Raw genomic sequence first — 17,817 nt, forward strand, 5'->3', positions numbered from 1 at the left:
ATGAAGCAAATACTATCCTTATTTATAGTTTTTACTACGTTGGTAACTTTTGGTCAAGAGTTGCCAAAAGAAAAGCTGTACGAAGCTAAAAAGCAATTAAGAAGTGGAAACAAAGCATACGATAAAAAGAATTATGCTGATGCTGCCATTGCTTATCAAAAAAGTTTGGCAGAAGATGGAACGTATTACAAAGGAGCTTATAATTTAGCCAATTCTTACTTTAACCAAAAAAAGTATAAAGAGGCTATTACACAATATCAATTAGCAGATAAATTAGCCAAAACAAAAGAAGAAAAGGCTAAAATTAGTGAGTTGATAGGGGATTCTTTTAAAAAACAAAAGGAATTAGAAAAAGCTTTAGAGTCTTACAAACAAGCTTTGTTAAAAAATCCTAAAGACGATATTTTACGTCAAAAATTTATTGCTGCTAAACAAGAAAAACAAAAACAAGATCAGCAAAATAAAGACAATAAGGATAACAAAGACAACAAGGACGATAAAAATAAGGACAAAAACGACAAAGGAGACAAAGACCAAAATAAAGACGGAAAAGGGGATAAGGATAGCGATAAAAAAGAAGACAAGGACGGAGACAAGAAGGACGATAAAGAAAACGAAGACAAAAAAGATCAAGATTCTGATAAAAAGGATGGTGATAAAGGAGATGATAAAAAAGAGGAGGAACAACCGGGTCAGCCTAAAGAATCTAAACTTTCTCCACAACAAATGGAGCAGTTGTTAGAGTCTATGAGTAACGAAGAGCAAAAAACACAGAAGAAAGTAAATGCTCAAAAAGTAAAAGCAAAAACGAACAAAAATGAAAAAGACTGGTAACACATTTTTATTCAAAACAATTGCCTTGTTTTTGTTTTTCATCAGTACTACATTAGTAGCACAGGTAAATTTAACAGCAAGAGCAAGCAAAAAAACATTAGGAGAAAATCAGCGATTTAGGTTAGAATATACCATAAACAACCAAGAAGCAGATGATTTTAAACTCCCTAATTTTAAAGATTTTAAGGTAGTTGGAGGTCCTAGCCAATCGGTTAGTAATTCTTATACATTCATCAACGGAAAGGCACAAAGTAACTTTACCAAAACCTTTACCTACATGGTAGAGCCTAAAAGAAAAGGTACGTTTACATTGCCACCTGCTACCATACAATACAAAGGAAAAACAATAGAATCTAACGCAATTACTATTCAGGTAGTAGATCCTGTTGATTTGCCTAAAGACCCTAACGATCCAAATTATATTGCAAGTCAGAATGTAAAAATGGTTACGACTATCTCTAACGAAAATCCATACGTTGGAGAACCTATTTATGTGGAATACAGATTGTATGTAAATCAAATGGGGATTAATGGTTTTGATGTAGATACACCTCCTAATTACGAAGGTTTTTGGAGTCAAACTCTAGAGAATGAAAGACCACAGTTTAAAGATGGAACTTACAAAGGAGAACCTTGGCAATATGCAACATTACACAAAGTATTGTTAATTCCACAAAGTTCAGGAGAATTATCTGTAAACCCAATGTCTGCAGATTTAACCATTGGTGTTCCTACAGGAAGAGGAGATTTTTTTGGAAATATGATTACACGTAATGTAAATCAAAAATTAACTTCTGCTAAAAGAACTATTCATGTAAAAGCGTTACCATCAAAAGGAAAACCTTTAAATTTTTCTGGAGCTGTAGGAGATTTTAGTTATAGTGTAAATACAAGTAGAGCTGTTTTTAAAGCCAATGAATCCGCACAAATAAAAGTAAAAGTATCTGGAAAAGGGAATTTAAAATTGTTTGAAATCCCAAGCATTAAAACTCCTAAAGAATTAGAAGTTTACGATCCGGAAAGAAAAGAAAATGTAGAGGTTACTACATCGGGTTTAAAAGGAAGTATAGAAAATGCTTATACGGTAGTTCCTCAATACAAAGGAAAGTTTATCATTCCAGCAACTTCATTTACATTCTTTAATCCTAAAGAAGAAAAATATCAAACCATTACTTCTGATGAAATTGTGTTAGATGTTACAGAAGGAAAAGAATTAGTAACGGCTGCATCTTCAGATTATACTAACGGAACCATAAAACAAGTGGTAGGCAAAAGCGATCAGAATTTTAGATATGTACAAACCAGTACTGAACTGGAATCTATAGAAAAGGAAGATTTTTACCTGTCTAAATGGTTCTATATTTTGTTGTTGTTGCCTTTAGTTATTTTACCATTAGGAGTTTTTGCTTCTAAAAAACAAAGAGAATTAAGTAAAGACATTGCAAGAAACAAATTAAAACAGGCAGATAAATTAACTAAGAAATATTTAGCAAGTGCTAAAAAGGAATTAGGAAATAAAGAAACTTTTTACAGCTCGTTAGAAAAAGCGTTACACAACTATTTAAAAGCAAAATTAAGAGTTGAAACTACAGATATTTCTAAAGATAAAATTGCAGAAATATTAAAAGGAAAAGGAGTTTCTGATGAAATTATAGGTCAGTTTACAGCAGTGTTTGCTGCTTGTGAATATGCTAGATATGCAGCCTCTTCTGAAGCTAAAATGCAAGAAGATTTTGAAAAAGCAAAACAAGCCATCACTTTAATTGATAAAAACTTATAAAACGGAAAAGATGAAAAATTTTGTATTTGGAGTTTTAGTAATGTTCATCAGTTTTGTGAGTGCTCAAGAATCACAAAACGTGTTTAAAGAAGCAAATAGCCAGTATCAAGCAGAAGCTTATACTAAGGCTATCAAATCCTATCATAGTATTTTAGAACAAGGCTTAGAGTCTTCTGAAGTCTATTTTAATTTAGGAAATGCCTATTACAAAACCAATCAAATGGCAGAGGCTATTTATTATTTTGAAAAAGCATTGGTGTTAAATCCATCTAATCAAGATGCAAAAATCAATTTGACATATGCTAACCGTAGTATTATTGATAGCATCAAAGTAATTCCAAAATCAACTTTTGAAAAATTTAATGATACTGTATTAGCAGTGTTTTCTTACAACACTTGGGCAAAAATAGCTGTAGCTTGTTCTTTATTAGCAGGATTGGTTTGGATGCTCTTTTTCTTTAGTACACAACCCGGTGTAAAAAAGTTGTTTTTTACCTTAGGTATTGTAATTAGTGTGTGTTGTTTTGTAGGCTTAGGGGTAGCATCTCAACAGTATTTAAAAGCTAAAAACACAGTGTATGCTATTGTTTTTAATGAAGAAGTATCGGTTAAAAATGCTCCAAGAAGTACAGCTTTAGAAATTTTTTCTTTACACGAAGGAACCAAACTAAAAGTACTTGATAGAGTAGGAAATTGGCATAAAATTAAAATAGCCGATGGGCAAGTAGGTTGGTTACCAAAAGAAGCCATTAAGGTTTTTTAAAAACAATTTACTATATTTGAGTAACCAATAAGATACTTATTCTGAGTGCTTTTGGAGTTTACCCCCAAATAATCAATGCTATGATTAGGATTTAACAAATTTGTAGATAAAATATCTACGAGGTTAAGTAACACGTTTAAATTTTAATTTATGATACACGGATTTAGAAATGAAGAATGGAAAGAAATTAAGTTTGATGACAAAATAGCCCCAACCGAAAAATGGAAAATCTCTAATTTTGGAAGAGCTTTAAATTGCAAAGGTGATGAAGAAAAATTATTAGGAAAAAACTTAATTAACGGATACCCTGCAATACCTGCTAAGCAAAAGAAAAATGGAAAGAAAACAAGCAGGTTTATACACAAATTAGTAGCTGAACACTTTTTAGAAAAAAAGGAAGATGACATTCATGTAATCCATTTAGATTACGATAAGTTAAACAATCATGTTTCTAATTTAAAATGGGCTACTAAAAGGGAAAAAGAATTACATCAATTTAAAAACCCTGTGTTTATAGAGGCTGTAAAGAATAAGGTTGTTAATTATAAGTTAGATGAGGGAAAAGTAAGAATCATCAAAAGAAAATTAGCAAGTACAAAAAGCAAAACAAGGTTAAAAATGATTGCCAAGCAATTTGGTGTGTCGGATATGCAAATTCACAGAATTAAAACAGGTGAAAATTGGGGACACGTAAAAATAGATGAATAAAAAAACGCTCTACATTGTAGAGCGTTTTTTAGGTTATAAAGTACTTAATTAATTATGATGCTTTGTGTACATGTACATCCATTTGTGGAAAAGGAATGTTCAATCCAACTTTATTAAATTCGTTGTATACTTTTGCATTCGTGTCAAAATAAACTCCCCAGTAATCTGCAGCGTTTACCCATACTCTAACAGCAAAGTTTACAGAACTATCTGCCAAAGCTACTACTTCTACAAATGGTGCAGCAGGATCGTTAATAATTCTTGAGTCAGCCTTTAAAATAGCTAATAAAACCTCTTTTCCTTGCTCTATACTATCTCCATATCCAATTCCAAAAGTAAAGTCAACTCTACGTTTAGGTTCTGTAGAATAGTTAACCATAGATGAGTTAGATAATCCTCCGTTAGGAATAATAATAGTTTTGTTATCTGGAGTTTTTAAAATAGTATTAAAAATCTGAATTTCTTTAACTCCTCCTGTGTGTCCTTGTGCTTCAATTACATCACCTACTTTAAAAGGCTTAAAAATTAAAATCATAACCCCACCAGCAAAGTTTTGTAAAGTACCTGATAAAGCCATACCTACAGCCAAACCAGCAGCTCCTAAAATAGCAATAAAAGAAGTCATTTCTATTCCTAAAGTAGACAATACTGTAATTACTAAAATTACTTTTAATAGTACACTTACAATACTTTGTAAGAAAGGTTTTAAAGAAGCATCAGTTTTGCTTTTGTCTAGCATTTTGCTAAATCCTTTTACAAGAGCACCAATAATAAATCCTCCAATAATCCATACTGCAATAGCAGATACTAGCTTTAATCCGTATAAAGTAAGGTATTCTGAACCTTTCTCTGTTACATTTTCGATAATGTTGTTTACATCCATAGTTTTTTGTTTAGTTTAAAAAAATCAAATATAATTATTTTAAATAGCAATAACCTATGTTAACTAGGCTTATTAAAGCGTTTGCTTTTCGTATTTTAGATTTCTAAACAAATGTATACATGAAAGTTATCATTACAGGAGGAACCGGTTTGGTAGGAAATTACTTACAAGAACAATTATTAAAGTTAGGCTATAAAGTAGTTGTTTTGTCTAGATCTAAACGAACATCTACTAAAAAAGGACTTTCCTATGCGGTGTGGAATATAGCGGAGAATAGTATTGATGTAGAGGCTGTTTGTAGTGCCAATTGTATTATTCACTTAGCTGGAGCTAATATTGCTGATGGTAGATGGACAAAGAAACAAAAACAGCTAATTGTTGATAGCAGGGTAGCATCTGCAAATTTAATTTTTAAAACTTTAAAAGAAAATAAGCATCAGGTAACATCTTTTATTTCTGCTTCAGGATCTGATTGCTACGGGTTACAAACTACCAATAAAATTTTTAAAGAGTCAGATACGTATGGAACTGATTTTTTAGCAAATGTTTGTAAACAATGGGAAAAAGCAGCATATCAATTTAAAGAATTAGGAATAAGAACAGTTTGCTTACGCACAGGAGTTGTATTTGCCAAACAAGATTCTGCTTTGCAAAAAATAGTACAACCCATCCGTTTTGGATTAGGCTCTCCAATAGGATCTGGACAGCAAATAATGTCTTTTCTTCATTTAGAAGACTTGTGCAGTATGTATATAAAAGCAGTACAAAATCCTGAAATAGAAGGAGCTTACAATGCGGTAGCAGCTAATAAAACTAATAAAGAAGTAACCCAAGCTATAGCAAAGCAATTAAAGAAACCCTTATTTTTTCCTAATGTACCAGGTTTTGTGCTAAGGTTAATTTTTGGAAAAATGGCTTCTATTTTATTAGAAGGTAGTGCGGTGGACAATTCAAAAATAAAAGCAACAGGTTTTCAATTTAACTATCCAACAATGGAAGAAATTTTAGAAGATGTTTTATAATTATAAAAAAGGCTTTGCAATTGCAAAGCCTTTTTTGGGTGGTTTTATCTTAAAATAAAAGAACTGTTTTTCCTATAGATTTTCCTGACTCTTGTATTTTGTGAGCTTTTTTTAAGTTATCTGCCGTAAATCCATTTAAAGTAGTACTTAAAGTAGTTTTTAAAGTTCCGTTGTCTAACAATTCAGAAATATGATTTAAAATTTCGTGTTGTCTTTCTATATCATCCGTAGTAAATAAAGAACGAGTATACATTAATTCCCAAGAAAAAGTAACACTCTTAAGTTTTAAAATATCTAAGTTTAAAGGTTTGCTACTTTCTGTAATAGATACAATATGTCCTTGGGGTTTGATGATTTCTGCAGCAACATCCCAATAACCTTCTAAGTCCACAAAATCTAAAATATAGTTTACTTGACTATGTCCTATTTTGTCTAATTCTTCTTTTAAATGATGGTGATTTACTACAAAATCTGCTCCCATATCTTTACACCATTGTATAGAGTCGGGTCTAGATGCAGTTGCAATTACGGTTAAGTTTCCAATTTTTTTAGCTAACTGAATGGCTATAGAACCTACACCACCAGCTCCAGCTAACACTAATACGGTTTTTCCTTGATCTTTATCAGGGTTTACCTTAATACGATCAAACAAAGCTTCGTAAGCTGTTAAACCAGTTAATGGCATGGCAGCAGCTTCAGCAATGCTTAAGTTTTTAGGTTTAATTCCTACAATTCGCTCATCAATTAATTGATATTCAGAATTACTTCCACTTTTACTAATGTCTCCTGCATAGTAAACTGCATCACCTATTTTAAATTTAGAAGTTTGTTCTCCTACAGCTTCTACAATTCCCACAGCATCCCATCCAATAACTTTTGGAGTTTCTAAAACGGTGTCTAAAGCGGCTGTTTGTCTTATTTTAAAATCTACAGGGTTTACAGAATTTGCATGTACTTTTACTAATAAATCGTATCCTGATGCTTTTGGTTTTTCAGTTTCAAATTCAATAAAACTGTTTGCATCTGTAATAGGTAACGATTGTTTAAATCCGATTGCTTTCATAATTAAATATTTTTTTTAACCTAAAAAGGTCATTTTGTTTACGGTAAATTCTTGAATAGCTTCTTTTGTTTTGTCTAAAAAAGAAAGCATGTGTTTACTTTTAGAATGTTGTTCTAAAGCTTCTGTACTTTCCCAAATTTCATAGACCAAAAAGAAATTGTCGTTGTTGTTATCTTGATGTAATCTGTAAGTAATACATCCTTTTTCTGTTTTAGTAATAGCTACTAATTTTAATAGCTCCGCCTTTACAAGTTCTTGATTTTCTTCTTTTGCTAAAATATTGGCAACAATGGCTAACTGACTCATAGTGTATTTATTTTAATACAAATGTAGAGGAGTTGTAAAGCTCTTTTTAGGTATTTAAAAAGGATAATTATGTACAATTAAAGGTTTTTTGTCGGTTTATAGTACAATTTAAATATATTTACAGAATAAAATAGAGATATATGCAAGTTTTAGATACTTATAAACCTTTTGAAGTACAAGAAGTTGAATTGTCTGAGTGGAAAAATCGTCCGGTAAAGAATAATTTTTTTGAATTGGTATTGATTAAAGATGGAGAAGGTACACAGTGTATTAATTACAATCATTACTCATACAGTAAAGGAAGTATTTTTTTATTGCCACCTTTAAAGTGTCATTCTTTTCAAATTACAAAACCGTCAAAGTTTGTGTTTTTAAAGTTTACCGATTCTTTTTTTAAAACCATTCACAAAATATCTATTGATAGGAATGAGTGGTTTAAAGATGCTTCTTATATTTTATCAAATTACAATCAATTACCCGGAGATATTGTTAAAAATGATTTAGATAGACAGCATTTAAATATGTTGATTTCTATGATTTTACAAGAATCTAGAAACTACGGAGAAGATTCTGTAACATTAATAAAAAGTTTAATGACTAGTGTTTTAGAAATTCTGATTAGAAATATTAAAAAGAGTTCGTTTTCTGAATTGTCATTGGCAAAAACAGATGATAGAATTACTAAAATGTTAACCTATATAAACGAACATATAGAAAAACCAGAACATTTAAAAGTAGAACATTTGGCAGATGTTTTTATGATGTCTCCAACTTATGTTAGCGAGTTTTTTAGAAAACAGGTTAAAGTACCTTTAAGAGAATATATCATCAAAGCAAAATTAAAGTTGGTAGAAATCCGTTTGTTAAATTCGGACTACACACTTACAGAAATTGCGGATGAATTGGCTTTTACAGATGTAAGTCATTTATCTAAAACCTTTAAAAAATACACTGGAACTTCTATTCGTGATTTTAAGAAAAACGGAGATTATGTATTGTTAAAAAGAACAGTATGTCGCTAGTCTTCTTTAAAAACCGATAGTCCTTCTAACAAATCAGGATAGATAAATTGGTAATTTAAATCGTCTATAATTTTTTGATTAGAGATAATTTTAAAACTATCTAATTCTTCTATAAACGTAGCAGGATTTTTTCCCATTTGTATAGTTGCCTGTTTGTAATAGTTAGCTTTAGTAGGGTGTGTACTTGCAGCAGCATTGTAGGTAACATTCCATTTTTGTTGTTCTACAATAGCTTTAACAATTCCTATACAGTCTTCTAGGTGAATTAAATTTACAGGAGCTAAAGCGTTTTTTACTTTTCTGTCTTCTTTAAAAAAGTTTCCAGGATTACGGGTACCTCCAATTAATCCTGCAAAACGGATAATGGTTGTATCAAAATTTTTGTTGTTTGTAAAAAGCTCTTCAAAAACTAATAATTCCTTTTTAGCAGGATTTACATCAAATACTAAATTTTCTGTAACTTCTCCATTAATATCAGGATATACAGCTGTAGAACTAATAAAAATTACATGTTTAATAGTTGATTTTTCTATGGCTTTTACTAGCTTTTTATAACCGTTTAAAAACGGCTTTTGTTTTCTAAAAGGAACGTTGATAAATAGAATATCACTTTGTAAAAAATGATCTAAATTTCCATCAATATCTTCTTCTATACTAAGTACATAAGGCTGAATTCCATTTTCTAACAAGATTTCACATTTAGAAACAGAAGTAGTACTTCCTTTTACTATAAAATCGTCTTCTACAAATGTTGTTGCTAAAGGAAGTCCTAACCATCCACAACCTAAAACACTAAATGATTTTTGTTCCATTTTCTTTTTCTATGTTGCTGTCTAATTGATCTAATAAAGTTGGAAAAATTGAGGGAGCTAAGTTTTTAACAGGTGTAAATAAAATTGATTTTTCTATTTGTTCTTTTTCCAAAAAAGGAATAACTCCATTTATTTTTTCTAACCATCCTAAAATAACGCTTAAAATTAAGCCTACTTTAATGACTCCAAAAATAGCTCCTAATATTTTATTAATCCATCCTAAAGCAATTAACGATGCTAGTTTTGTTAACAATTTTCCAGCTAAAGATATGCTAATTACAATTACTAAAAAGGTAATAGCAAAAGCGGTTAAAGCAATGTATTTGGGTTCTAAATCTACATGTTTAATTAAGATGTCTTTGGCATAAAAAGAAAAATGCATCGCTCCGTAAATTCCCGCAATTAAGGCTACTAACGATGCTACTTCGGCTAATAAGCCTTTCATAATTCCCTTTACCAATCCGTATAAAAGAATAACCCCAATAACAATATCTAAAATCTCCATAAATAAATTTAATTCAAAGATACAGTTTTATCATTTTAGACTTTAAGACTTCTTATATTTGTTAAAAAAAGAGACGATGGTTAATGATGAGCAATTAAAATTGCGTTGGAATGAAGTTGTAAAAGATTTATCTGATAAGTTTGCGGATGGTGATACACTAGATGTAGATGCTATTTTATATTTAATTGGAGTACAAGAATTAGGGCAAGGGTATAAAATTTTTAAGAAAGATGAAAAATTAAACCTAATGCACATTGCTATTTGTAGATTGTTAGAGCCTTATGGTTATTACGAATTTGAATATTATGATGACGATAGTTGGCCACACTACAAAGCTTTGGATACATTGCCCAATTTAAAGCCAGGAGAACAAACTTTATTAATGAAAGAGGCTATTGTTCGTTATTTTGATGAGTAACTTTGGAACATTATTTGTTTGATTTGTTTTTATGAAATACATAAGCCTTTTATTTTTAGTTGTTGTTCAGTTAGTAAGTGCTCAAAACACAGTTACCGGAACTTTTATAGATTCTTTGCCTCAAATAAAAAATGTGGCATTGTATCAGTTTAAAAACGGAACGCCAGAATATGTAAATTTTACCGATGTAGAAAAAAACAGTTTTACTTTTTCTATGGATAGTTTGCCTAGTGGTTATTACAGAGCTTTGTATAAAAATGTAGCTTCGGGCTATGTAGATTTTATTTACAACAAAGAAAATATAAAGTTTGAGGTAAATAGTAAAGTAGGGCAAGTTTCTGTAGGCTATGCAGCTTCTAGAGAGAATCAATTACTACAAGCCTATAATTACAACATGTTGCAGTTGCAAACAGAGTTAGATTCTTTGCAAATGGTCTTTTTTAGAAAACCAAGTGCCGATGTTGCTCTGTACAAAGACATAAAATCTAAAATTGATGGAGCTCAAAATTATTATGAAAATTTAGCAAAGAATGATTACTGTTTAAGCATTATTAAAGCTTCTAAAAGATACAACGCTCCTATACCTTTTACGTTACCAGGAAATTACATTAGCTCTATTCAGAAACACTATTTTGATCCTATAGATTTTAAAGACCAAGGATTAAAAAACTCACTGTTTTTAAAAAATAGGGTAACAGATTATGTGTTTTATTTACATCAATCCGAAAGTAAAGAAACAGAAAATAGATTATTTATAGGAGCTATAAAAAAAGTGACTGCTTTGGTAGATGATTCTGAATTAAAAGAAGCACTATTAGCCGATTTAATTCAAAAATTAATAGCAAAAGAAAATAGCGTGGTTTTAGCAGAAACGGTAGCTATTTATAAAGAATTACCCGTTGCTGTTCAAAAATATGCCTTGTTAAAAGAAACCCAACAATTGTCTAAAACATTGTTAGGTGTTGTGGCTCCAAATATTAAAATTTCGGAAACAGAAACATTACATAGTTTATCGGGTTCTAAGGCTTACTTAGTAGTGTTTTGGAGTAGCACCTGTTCACATTGTTCTTTAGAGTTACCAAAAGTAGCTACACTGTTAAAAGATAAACAAGAGGTAACGGTAGTTTCTGTAGGCTTAGAAAAAAAGACGGATGCTGTTAATTGGACAACTAAAGTTAAAGATTTTCCTACATGGAAAAATGTAATTTCTATTGGAAAATGGAATAGTGTAGAGTCTGTAAGTTATAGTGTAAACACTACTCCATCTTACTTTTTATTAAACAAGAACAAGCAAATTATTGCCAAACCTAAAGATTTAGAAACGTTAATAAAAGTAGTTGATGAACTACTGATCCAGTAATTCATCAATCTTATTTGTCATCATACTTTTAATGCTAGATTTATAACCAATTTCAAAAAATTGAATGGTTCCTGTTTTGTCTATAATAATATTGGTTGGGTAGGAGGTAATGTCAAACTTAGAAGCTAGCCATCTACCTTCGTCAACAATATCATACGTTAACGGATGAGTTTCTAAAAACTTTTCTATTGTGTTTTTGTCATCTAAACCAATGGCAACAAACTGTACGTTTTCAGAATCTTTGTATTGTTCTTTTAAAGCATTTAATTTTGGAATTTCGGCTTTGCATGGAGGACAAGTAGAAAACCAAAAGTTTAGTACCAAAATATCTTTATCTAACAATTTTTTTGTCGATATTTTTTTGTTGTCTATGGTTCTAGCATAAAAACTAGGACTTTTTTTACCTAAACTTTTTTCTAGCAGTTCTTTTTTTCTTTGTTTTGACTCTTTAATACTTTTTAGATAATCTTTGTGACTTACAATACTATATTCATCTAAAGAATAGGTGTTTTTAGGAAGGTTTAAAAATTGAACCTTAGTAGCTTTTACAGTGTAGCTACCTAAATACTTACTATAGGCTTTGTATTGCATTACAAAACCAGGAACATTGTAGTTTTTAATATATCTAAGACCTATTTTTTTGGTGGTGTAAACATCTACAGGTTTTCCTTTTAACAAGCTTATGTATTTTTCACAAGGAATACCTGCTATATTTTTTTCTTCTCCTTTTTGTAAAACTCCATCAATTAAAGGTTCTTTAAAATCGTAAGAAATACCTTTTTTGTAACCACTAGATTCATAACATCTATAGATTTTTTCTTGATCGTAATTTAAAAGGCTAAAATTACCTAAAGACCGACCGTTACCCATAGATCTTTCTAACACATGTTTTTGGTCTAGAATTACAACAATTTCTCGTAGGTAACTAGAAGATGCTTTTTGTTTGTCTGTTAATTTTTGGTCATACGTAACACTGTAGTTAATTACAACGTCTTGTTTTAAGTTTTTAATGTTTTCATATGTCCATTGAGAAAAAGCAGTATTGGCTAAAAGAAGAAATAGGTAAAAAGGGATAAGTTGTTTTTTCATTTTGCAATTTTTCTCTAAATATATTCTTTTTAGTTAGTTTATAAAAAATCATTATTCAAAAGCTAAAAACGCTTCGGGAATATGTTTAATATCTGTTTGTTTAGCATTCTTAACTATGGCAATTACATCAAAACGAACCTCTAAATCTAAGTTGTGTTTTTGTACATAATAATCGGCAGCAGTAATTAGAAGTTTTATTTTAGCTTTGGTAATAAACTCTTCGGGGTTTCCAAAAAAAGCTGAGGTTCTTGTTTTTACTTCTACAATAGCAAGAAAGTTTCCTTTTTGAGCAATAATATCAATTTCTGCTTTTAAATATCTCCAATTAGTTTCTAAAATAGAGTAACCCTTTTCTAGCAAATAGTCTTTGGCTAATTGCTCTCCTAAATTTCCTAAATCGTTGTGCTGTGCCATATAAATTTCTAAGATACTTTTTTATTTAAAATTTTAGATAAATGTTTGTTTATCAGATAAAAAATACTGAATTTTGCTGAACAAATGAAACAGTACAATTCACATATCACCTCATTAGCCACTTTATCAAAGTGTTCAGCTCATATGGCCATGGTCAAGAACCATGTCTCTTGGATGTTATTGTGTATTTCTATTTTTTAAATAAGATAGAGTCTATATATACAAAAAGCATCCATTTGGATGCTTTTTTTTATTTACAGCAATTTTAATTTTTTTATTATGAACAAACATTTTTACACCAACGTTACAACCTTAAAATTATCCTTATTGGCCAAGCAGTCTAAACAGTCTGTGTTGTTAACAATGCATGTCTGTATTTTAATGTTTTTAGTCCTTTATAGCTACTGATAATATGTTACTTAATTCTCACATATCTCAATAATATAAAGGCACTTTTTAAAGTGTCTTTTTTATTGACCAAAATTTAAATAAAATGAAAAATAATATCAAAAGAATCAATCAAATATTTCAAAATAACTTTACAAACAATCTTAGTCAAATCAATAGAAAACTCTATCCAAAACCTTATTTTTTGGAAGAAGAAACTACTGAAGATGGAGAGCCTATTTTGTTTATTTAGCAGCAGTACTATTACGGCTTTTTAAAAGTTAAGAAGTCGTAATAGTTAATGATAGAATTTTACAGAAGAGTTGTTTTTACCAACGCTTAGTTGTATTTCTTTTCCAAAAATTAACGGAACGTTTTTGTCTTCGTGACCTGCAGGAAAATCAAACAAAACAGGAATGTTGTATTTGCTTACAATGGTTAGCACAATTTCTTCTATGCTTTGTCCAAATTCTGGATAGTTTTTTTTGGTATCGGTAAAATCACCTAAAATTAAACCGGTACACTCTTTAAAGTATCCTTTTCTGTCTATAGCTCTTAAGAGTCTATCTATATGATATTTGTATTCACCTATTTCTTCTATAAACAAAATTTTGTGTTTGGCAGAAAAACAAGTTTCTGTACCAATCATGTTTTCTAGAATGGTTAAGTTTCCACCTATTAAAACTCCAGAACAAGTTCCTGTTTGGTTATAGGCATTACCTGAAATGTGGTAGGTTGGAATGTTATTAGTTAAGGTTTCTTTTAATAAGTTAATACTCTCTTCTATAGCAGGCCAAGGTTGTTTAAAGTTGATAGGCATAGGAGCGTGCAAACTCTGAAAACCTAAATTGTGTAATTTGTTGTGAAATACAGTAATATCAGAATAACCAATCATCCATTTAGGATGTCTGGCAAATTTGGTAAAATCCAAATCATCAATAATTCTTACAGATCCATAACCACCTCTAGCACACCATATGGCTTTTGCTGTTGGATGATCTAATGCCCATTGCATGTCTTGTAAGCGTTCTTTATCGGAACCAGCAAAGTGATGACACTCATTAAAAACATGTGCTCCAAGTTCTACTTTGTAACCTAATTCTATAAATAACTCTTTAGCAGCTAGAATAGCTTCTGGTTGTTTTATAATTCCGGCAGGAGCTACAATTAGTATGGTATCTCCTGTTTGTAAAAAAGCGGGTTGTGTAAAAGTGATGTTTTGACTGTTCATAGAAGTAATCACAAAGAAAAAAATGAGCCTAAAAAAGGTTTTCATAGGTTGTGTTTGTTGTTCGAAAATAAAATACAAAGAACAAACTATTATTTTAGTTTGTCAGGGTTTTTTATATTCTTCTTTTCGTCACTTTTTAATCTACGACTTACTTTGCTAATATCTTCTTCAGGAGATAAGTTTTCAGGTCTAATTCCACGTGAAATTAATGTTTGTCTAATGGTAGAATTATTAGTAATATGCTCTTTAGATATTTGATTCTCAGTTTTCATATTATTTTGTTTAGCGTTGTGTATCGTGATTTCTGTAGCAAAATCTTTAGCTTTTAACAAAAGAGTCGGCATAAAATCTGCAAGAGGTTTATTTTTATTAATTCCCCATTTCTCTTTCATTTGTTGTGTGGTTTTCCCAAATAAGGAAGAATCTCCTTTACTTCTGATTAGTGCAAAATTTTCATTACCTCCAGTTTGTTCAAATATTACTTGTGATAATTCTTTTTCAGTAGTTTTTAGTTTTTCTTTTGCTTGAACTCTTTCATGTTCTAGTATTTTTTGTTCAATTAATTCAGCTTTTCTAGTTTGAATAGCAAAGTAACGCTGGGCAAAAGCAATACTTTCTTTTCTTGGATCTCCATTTTGAGTAATTAAATAACAAGCATATCTGGTTAGCATGATATCTGGTATACTCTTTTCTGCTCCGGAACCAATTTGAACCATTTTGTTGACGTCAACAAAATGGTTTTCTATTTTTTGTAGAGAAACCTCGCAAGAAGTTTTTGCTTTATTAATTACTAAATTAAAATTCCTCCATTCTTTGTATTCCAATAAATGTTGTAAATCCCTAGCCATCCAAAATTCAACCCCTTCAGATGTTTTGTTTACAATGGATTCAAAATTTTCTGTTAAACTTTGTATTAAAGAACTTTCCATATTATTTTTTTATTACAAAATACAAAAAAGTAGAATAAAGAATCTTTCAACTACCTATTTTATAAAGTTTAGTTACATAATTGTATTTTTGCGGTCAAATAAATAGAAAACCTGATGAACAATCCTAAGAGATACACCATTACAACGGCTTTACCCTATACAAACGGACCTATACATATTGGTCATTTAGCGGGTGTTTATGTGCCTGCAGACATTTATGTACGTTACCTACGTAACAAAGGAAAAGATGTTGCTTTTGTTGGTGGTTCAGACGAACATGGAGTGCCAATTACCATTAAGGCTAAAAAAGAAGGAGTAACTCCACAAGATGTGGTAGATAAATATCATGGAATTATTAAAAAATCTTTTGAAGATTTTGGAATTTCTTATGATAATTATTCAAGAACATCGGCACCTATTCACCACCAAACAGCTTCTGAATTTTTTACAAAATTATATGAGGCAGGTGAGTTTATAGAAAAAGTAGATTCTCAATTATATGATGAAGAAGCAAATCAATTTTTAGCAGATAGATTTGTGGTAGGAACTTGTCCTAAATGTGGGGATGAGAATTCTTATGGAGATCAATGTGAAAAATGTGGAACGTCTCATAACGCTACAGATTTAATCAACCCTAAATCTGCCATTACAGGAAATGTACCCACGGTAAAAGAAACCAAGCATTGGTTTTTGCCTTTAGACAAACACGAAGCCTTTTTAAAAGAATGGATTTTAGAAGGTCATAAAGACGATTGGAAACCAAATGTATACGGACAAGTAAAATCTTGGATAGATGATGGATTACGTCCTAGAGCGGTAACTCGTGATTTAGATTGGGGAATTCCAGTTCCTGTAGAAGGAGCCGAAGGAAAAGTTTTATACGTGTGGTTTGATGCTCCTATTGGATACATTTCATCCACTAAAGAATGGGCAGCTGCAAACGGAAAAGATTGGGAACCCTATTGGAAAGATAAAGACACTAAATTGGTGCACTTTATAGGAAAAGATAATATTGTGTTTCACTGTATTATTTTCCCTGCCATGTTAAAAGCACATGGTGATTATATTATGCCAGACAATGTGCCTGCTAATGAGTTTTTAAATTTAGAAGGAAACAAATTGTCTACCTCTAAAAACTGGGCAGTTTGGTTGCATGAATATTTAGAAGATTTTCCAGGAAAACAAGATGTATTGCGTTATGCTTTAACGGCAAATGCACCAGAAACAAAGGATAACGATTTTACTTGGAAAGATTTTCAGGCAAGAAACAACAATGAGTTGGTTGCCATTTTTGGAAACTTTATCAATAGAGTTGTAGTGTTAACTAATAAGTATTACAACGGTGCTATTCCAACTCCTGGTGATTTATCGGAGTTAGATGAAGATGTATTGTCACAAGTAAGAGAGTTCCCAAATATTATTTCTAAATCTATGGAACGTTACCGTTTTAGAGAAGCTTTGTCAGAAATGATGAACTTAGCTCGTTTGGGTAACAAATATTTAGCAGATGAAGAGCCTTGGAAATTGGTGAAAACGGACGAAGAACGTACAAAAACTATTATGTATGTAGCTTTGCAAATAGCTACTGCCTTGTCTGTTTTATCAGAGCCATTTTTACCGTTTAGTTCTGAAAAGTTGAAGAACATCTTAAATTTAGGTTCTTCGAGCGGAGTCGAGAAGCAAATCTCTTGGAACGATGTTGAGGTAAAAGATGAGTTGATTGCTGCAGGACATATTATTGGAAAAGCAGAATTGTTATTTGCCAAAATAGAAGATGCTGAAATTCAAGCACAAATAGACAAGTTAGAAGCAACCAAAGTGGCAAATGCTGCAGAGGCTAAAGTAGTAGAACCTCAAAAAGAATTGATTGGTTTTGAAGATTTTACCAAATTAGATATTAGAACAGGTACTATTATAGAAGCTGAAAAAATGCCAAAAGCTAAAAAGTTATTAGTGTTAAAGGTAGATACAGGTATAGATGTAAGAACTATTGTTTCTGGAATTGCAGAAAGTTACAAACCAGAAGATATTGTAGGTCAAAAAGTATCCGTTTTGGTAAACTTAGCCCCTAGAAAGTTACGTGGTGTAGAAAGTGAAGGAATGATTTTAATGACAGATACCAAAGATGGTAAATTGTCTTTTTTAGCTCCTACAGAAGATAACGTTGCTAACGGAGAATTTATAAGCTAGGCTTTTTAAAGAAAACAAAATATAAAACTCCCATTTATGAATTTTCATAAATGGGAGTTTTCTGTTTAGGTTAACTAAAGGTTTAGTATAAGCTAGTTAGC

The 17,817-nt window shown here is 30.9% G+C and carries 19 protein-coding genes; 10 read left to right on the forward strand and 9 right to left on the reverse strand.

From position 1 onward, the window contains the following. The 4 genes from GGR97_RS00175 to GGR97_RS00190 all read left to right on the forward strand — a co-directional run bounded on the left by GGR97_RS00175 (position 1) and on the right by GGR97_RS00190 (position 4,085). Positions 1-834: a tetratricopeptide repeat protein gene (locus GGR97_RS00175; RefSeq protein ID WP_167896395.1), complete on the forward strand. Its 834-nt coding sequence runs from the start codon at positions 1-3 to the stop codon at positions 832-834. Then, entirely contained in the window at positions 818-2,614 is a 1,797-nt protein-coding gene (locus GGR97_RS00180; protein WP_167896396.1) for a BatD family protein, read from the forward strand. Before GGR97_RS00175 ends, GGR97_RS00180 begins: the two co-directional genes overlap by 17 nt. Before the next feature lie 10 nt (positions 2,615-2,624). Next, the gene (locus tag GGR97_RS00185; protein ID WP_167896397.1) at positions 2,625-3,377 is read left to right on the forward strand and encodes a tetratricopeptide repeat protein; all 753 of its coding nucleotides are present in this window, start codon (positions 2,625-2,627) and stop codon (positions 3,375-3,377) included. Between the two features lie 150 nt (positions 3,378-3,527). Next, positions 3,528-4,085 (forward strand): HNH endonuclease, encoded by a 558-nt coding sequence (locus tag GGR97_RS00190; RefSeq protein WP_167896398.1) that lies wholly within the window; start codon positions 3,528-3,530, stop codon positions 4,083-4,085. Between the two features lie 52 nt (positions 4,086-4,137). On the opposite strand, the gene GGR97_RS00195 is transcribed toward GGR97_RS00190, so the two are convergent. Then, a complete protein-coding gene (locus tag GGR97_RS00195; RefSeq protein WP_167896399.1) occupies positions 4,138-4,968 on the reverse strand; it encodes a mechanosensitive ion channel family protein in 831 nt (276 codons plus the stop codon). 119 nt (positions 4,969-5,087) lie between these two features. Between GGR97_RS00195 and GGR97_RS00200 the strand changes: the two genes are divergently transcribed. Next, positions 5,088-5,990, forward strand: a complete 903-nt coding sequence (locus GGR97_RS00200; protein ID WP_167896400.1) for a TIGR01777 family oxidoreductase — start codon at positions 5,088-5,090, stop codon at positions 5,988-5,990. Between the two features lie 49 nt (positions 5,991-6,039). Here the strand turns inward: GGR97_RS00200 and GGR97_RS00205 are convergent, their stop codons facing one another. Then, the gene (locus GGR97_RS00205) at positions 6,040-7,053 is read right to left on the reverse strand and encodes a zinc-binding alcohol dehydrogenase family protein (RefSeq protein ID WP_167896401.1); all 1,014 of its coding nucleotides are present in this window, start codon (positions 7,051-7,053) and stop codon (positions 6,040-6,042) included. A 15-nt stretch (positions 7,054-7,068) separates the two neighbouring features. Continuing rightward, on the reverse strand, positions 7,069-7,359 hold the full coding sequence (locus GGR97_RS00210; RefSeq protein ID WP_167896402.1) for a putative quinol monooxygenase: 291 nt from the start codon (positions 7,357-7,359) through the stop codon (positions 7,069-7,071). Positions 7,360-7,499: 140 nt separating this feature from the next. Here GGR97_RS00210 and GGR97_RS00215 point away from each other — a divergent pair, with 140 nt between their 5' ends. Continuing rightward, on the forward strand, positions 7,500-8,381 hold the full coding sequence (locus tag GGR97_RS00215; protein ID WP_167896403.1) for an AraC family transcriptional regulator: 882 nt from the start codon (positions 7,500-7,502) through the stop codon (positions 8,379-8,381). Here GGR97_RS00215 and GGR97_RS00220 read toward each other — a convergent pair. Continuing rightward, positions 8,378-9,193: a Rossmann-fold NAD(P)-binding domain-containing protein gene (locus GGR97_RS00220; RefSeq protein WP_167896404.1), complete on the reverse strand. Its 816-nt coding sequence runs from the start codon at positions 9,191-9,193 to the stop codon at positions 8,378-8,380. The genes GGR97_RS00215 and GGR97_RS00220 overlap by 4 nt on opposite strands. Beyond that, on the reverse strand, positions 9,174-9,698 hold the full coding sequence (locus tag GGR97_RS00225; RefSeq protein WP_167896405.1) for a CvpA family protein: 525 nt from the start codon (positions 9,696-9,698) through the stop codon (positions 9,174-9,176). Before GGR97_RS00225 ends, GGR97_RS00220 begins: the two co-directional genes overlap by 20 nt. A 76-nt stretch (positions 9,699-9,774) precedes the next feature. Between GGR97_RS00225 and GGR97_RS00230 the strand changes: the two genes are divergently transcribed. After that, on the forward strand, positions 9,775-10,116 hold the full coding sequence (locus tag GGR97_RS00230) for a hypothetical protein (protein ID WP_167896406.1): 342 nt from the start codon (positions 9,775-9,777) through the stop codon (positions 10,114-10,116). A gap of 31 nt (positions 10,117-10,147) precedes the next feature. Beyond that, entirely contained in the window at positions 10,148-11,476 is a 1,329-nt protein-coding gene (locus GGR97_RS00235) for a TlpA family protein disulfide reductase (RefSeq protein WP_167896407.1), read from the forward strand. On the opposite strand, the gene GGR97_RS00240 is transcribed toward GGR97_RS00235, so the two are convergent. Continuing rightward, complete coding sequence (locus GGR97_RS00240; RefSeq protein ID WP_167896408.1) at positions 11,462-12,565, reverse strand: TlpA family protein disulfide reductase; 1,104 nt, start codon at positions 12,563-12,565, stop codon at positions 11,462-11,464. The two genes, GGR97_RS00235 and GGR97_RS00240, sit on opposite strands and share 15 nt — an antisense overlap. Before the next feature lie 51 nt (positions 12,566-12,616). Further along, on the reverse strand, positions 12,617-12,979 hold the full coding sequence (locus GGR97_RS00245; RefSeq protein WP_167896409.1) for a YraN family protein: 363 nt from the start codon (positions 12,977-12,979) through the stop codon (positions 12,617-12,619). 493 nt (positions 12,980-13,472) lie between these two features. Between GGR97_RS00245 and GGR97_RS00250 the strand changes: the two genes are divergently transcribed. Then, entirely contained in the window at positions 13,473-13,619 is a 147-nt protein-coding gene (locus GGR97_RS00250) for a hypothetical protein (RefSeq protein WP_167896410.1), read from the forward strand. A gap of 45 nt (positions 13,620-13,664) precedes the next feature. Here the strand turns inward: GGR97_RS00250 and GGR97_RS00255 are convergent, their stop codons facing one another. After that, positions 13,665-14,642 carry a S66 peptidase family protein gene (locus tag GGR97_RS00255; protein WP_167896411.1) on the reverse strand — a complete coding sequence of 326 codons (978 nt, stop codon included), beginning with the start codon at positions 14,640-14,642 and terminating at the stop codon, positions 13,665-13,667. Positions 14,643-14,686: 44 nt separating this feature from the next. Beyond that, positions 14,687-15,526, reverse strand: coding sequence for a DNA damage-inducible protein D (gene dinD / locus GGR97_RS00260; protein WP_167896412.1), 840 nt, complete (start codon positions 15,524-15,526; stop codon positions 14,687-14,689). Positions 15,527-15,640: 114 nt separating this feature from the next. Between dinD and metG the strand changes: the two genes are divergently transcribed. Further along, positions 15,641-17,716 (forward strand): methionine--tRNA ligase, encoded by a 2,076-nt coding sequence (metG, locus tag GGR97_RS00265; RefSeq protein ID WP_167896413.1) that lies wholly within the window; start codon positions 15,641-15,643, stop codon positions 17,714-17,716. The last annotated feature ends 101 nt before the right edge of the window (positions 17,717-17,817 follow it).

Origin of the sequence: Wenyingzhuangia aestuarii (assembly GCF_011927765.1) — a bacterium.
In the GTDB taxonomy this organism is placed as follows: Bacteria; Bacteroidota; Bacteroidia; order Flavobacteriales; family Flavobacteriaceae; genus Wenyingzhuangia; species Wenyingzhuangia aestuarii.

Excerpts from the sequence above, each read along its gene's own strand:
- GGR97_RS00175 (WP_167896395.1), top strand. The coding sequence starts at position 1 with ATGAAGCAAATACTATCCTTATTTATAGTTTTTACTACGTTGGTAACT.
- GGR97_RS00180 (WP_167896396.1), top strand. The coding sequence starts at position 818 with ATGAAAAAGACTGGTAACACATTTTTATTCAAAACAATTGCCTTGTTT.
- GGR97_RS00185 (WP_167896397.1), top strand. The coding sequence starts at position 2,625 with ATGAAAAATTTTGTATTTGGAGTTTTAGTAATGTTCATCAGTTTTGTG.
- GGR97_RS00190 (WP_167896398.1), top strand. The coding sequence starts at position 3,528 with ATGATACACGGATTTAGAAATGAAGAATGGAAAGAAATTAAGTTTGAT.
- GGR97_RS00195 (WP_167896399.1), bottom strand. The coding sequence starts at position 4,968 with ATGGATGTAAACAACATTATCGAAAATGTAACAGAGAAAGGTTCAGAA.
- GGR97_RS00200 (WP_167896400.1), top strand. The coding sequence starts at position 5,088 with ATGAAAGTTATCATTACAGGAGGAACCGGTTTGGTAGGAAATTACTTA.
- GGR97_RS00205 (WP_167896401.1), bottom strand. The coding sequence starts at position 7,053 with ATGAAAGCAATCGGATTTAAACAATCGTTACCTATTACAGATGCAAAC.
- GGR97_RS00210 (WP_167896402.1), bottom strand. The coding sequence starts at position 7,359 with ATGAGTCAGTTAGCCATTGTTGCCAATATTTTAGCAAAAGAAGAAAAT.
- GGR97_RS00215 (WP_167896403.1), top strand. The coding sequence starts at position 7,500 with ATGCAAGTTTTAGATACTTATAAACCTTTTGAAGTACAAGAAGTTGAA.
- GGR97_RS00220 (WP_167896404.1), bottom strand. The coding sequence starts at position 9,193 with ATGGAACAAAAATCATTTAGTGTTTTAGGTTGTGGATGGTTAGGACTT.
- GGR97_RS00225 (WP_167896405.1), bottom strand. The coding sequence starts at position 9,698 with ATGGAGATTTTAGATATTGTTATTGGGGTTATTCTTTTATACGGATTG.
- GGR97_RS00230 (WP_167896406.1), top strand. The coding sequence starts at position 9,775 with ATGGTTAATGATGAGCAATTAAAATTGCGTTGGAATGAAGTTGTAAAA.
- GGR97_RS00235 (WP_167896407.1), top strand. The coding sequence starts at position 10,148 with ATGAAATACATAAGCCTTTTATTTTTAGTTGTTGTTCAGTTAGTAAGT.
- GGR97_RS00240 (WP_167896408.1), bottom strand. The coding sequence starts at position 12,565 with ATGAAAAAACAACTTATCCCTTTTTACCTATTTCTTCTTTTAGCCAAT.
- GGR97_RS00245 (WP_167896409.1), bottom strand. The coding sequence starts at position 12,979 with ATGGCACAGCACAACGATTTAGGAAATTTAGGAGAGCAATTAGCCAAA.
- GGR97_RS00250 (WP_167896410.1), top strand. The coding sequence starts at position 13,473 with ATGAAAAATAATATCAAAAGAATCAATCAAATATTTCAAAATAACTTT.
- GGR97_RS00255 (WP_167896411.1), bottom strand. The coding sequence starts at position 14,642 with ATGAAAACCTTTTTTAGGCTCATTTTTTTCTTTGTGATTACTTCTATG.
- dinD (WP_167896412.1), bottom strand. The coding sequence starts at position 15,526 with ATGGAAAGTTCTTTAATACAAAGTTTAACAGAAAATTTTGAATCCATT.
- metG (WP_167896413.1), top strand. The coding sequence starts at position 15,641 with ATGAACAATCCTAAGAGATACACCATTACAACGGCTTTACCCTATACA.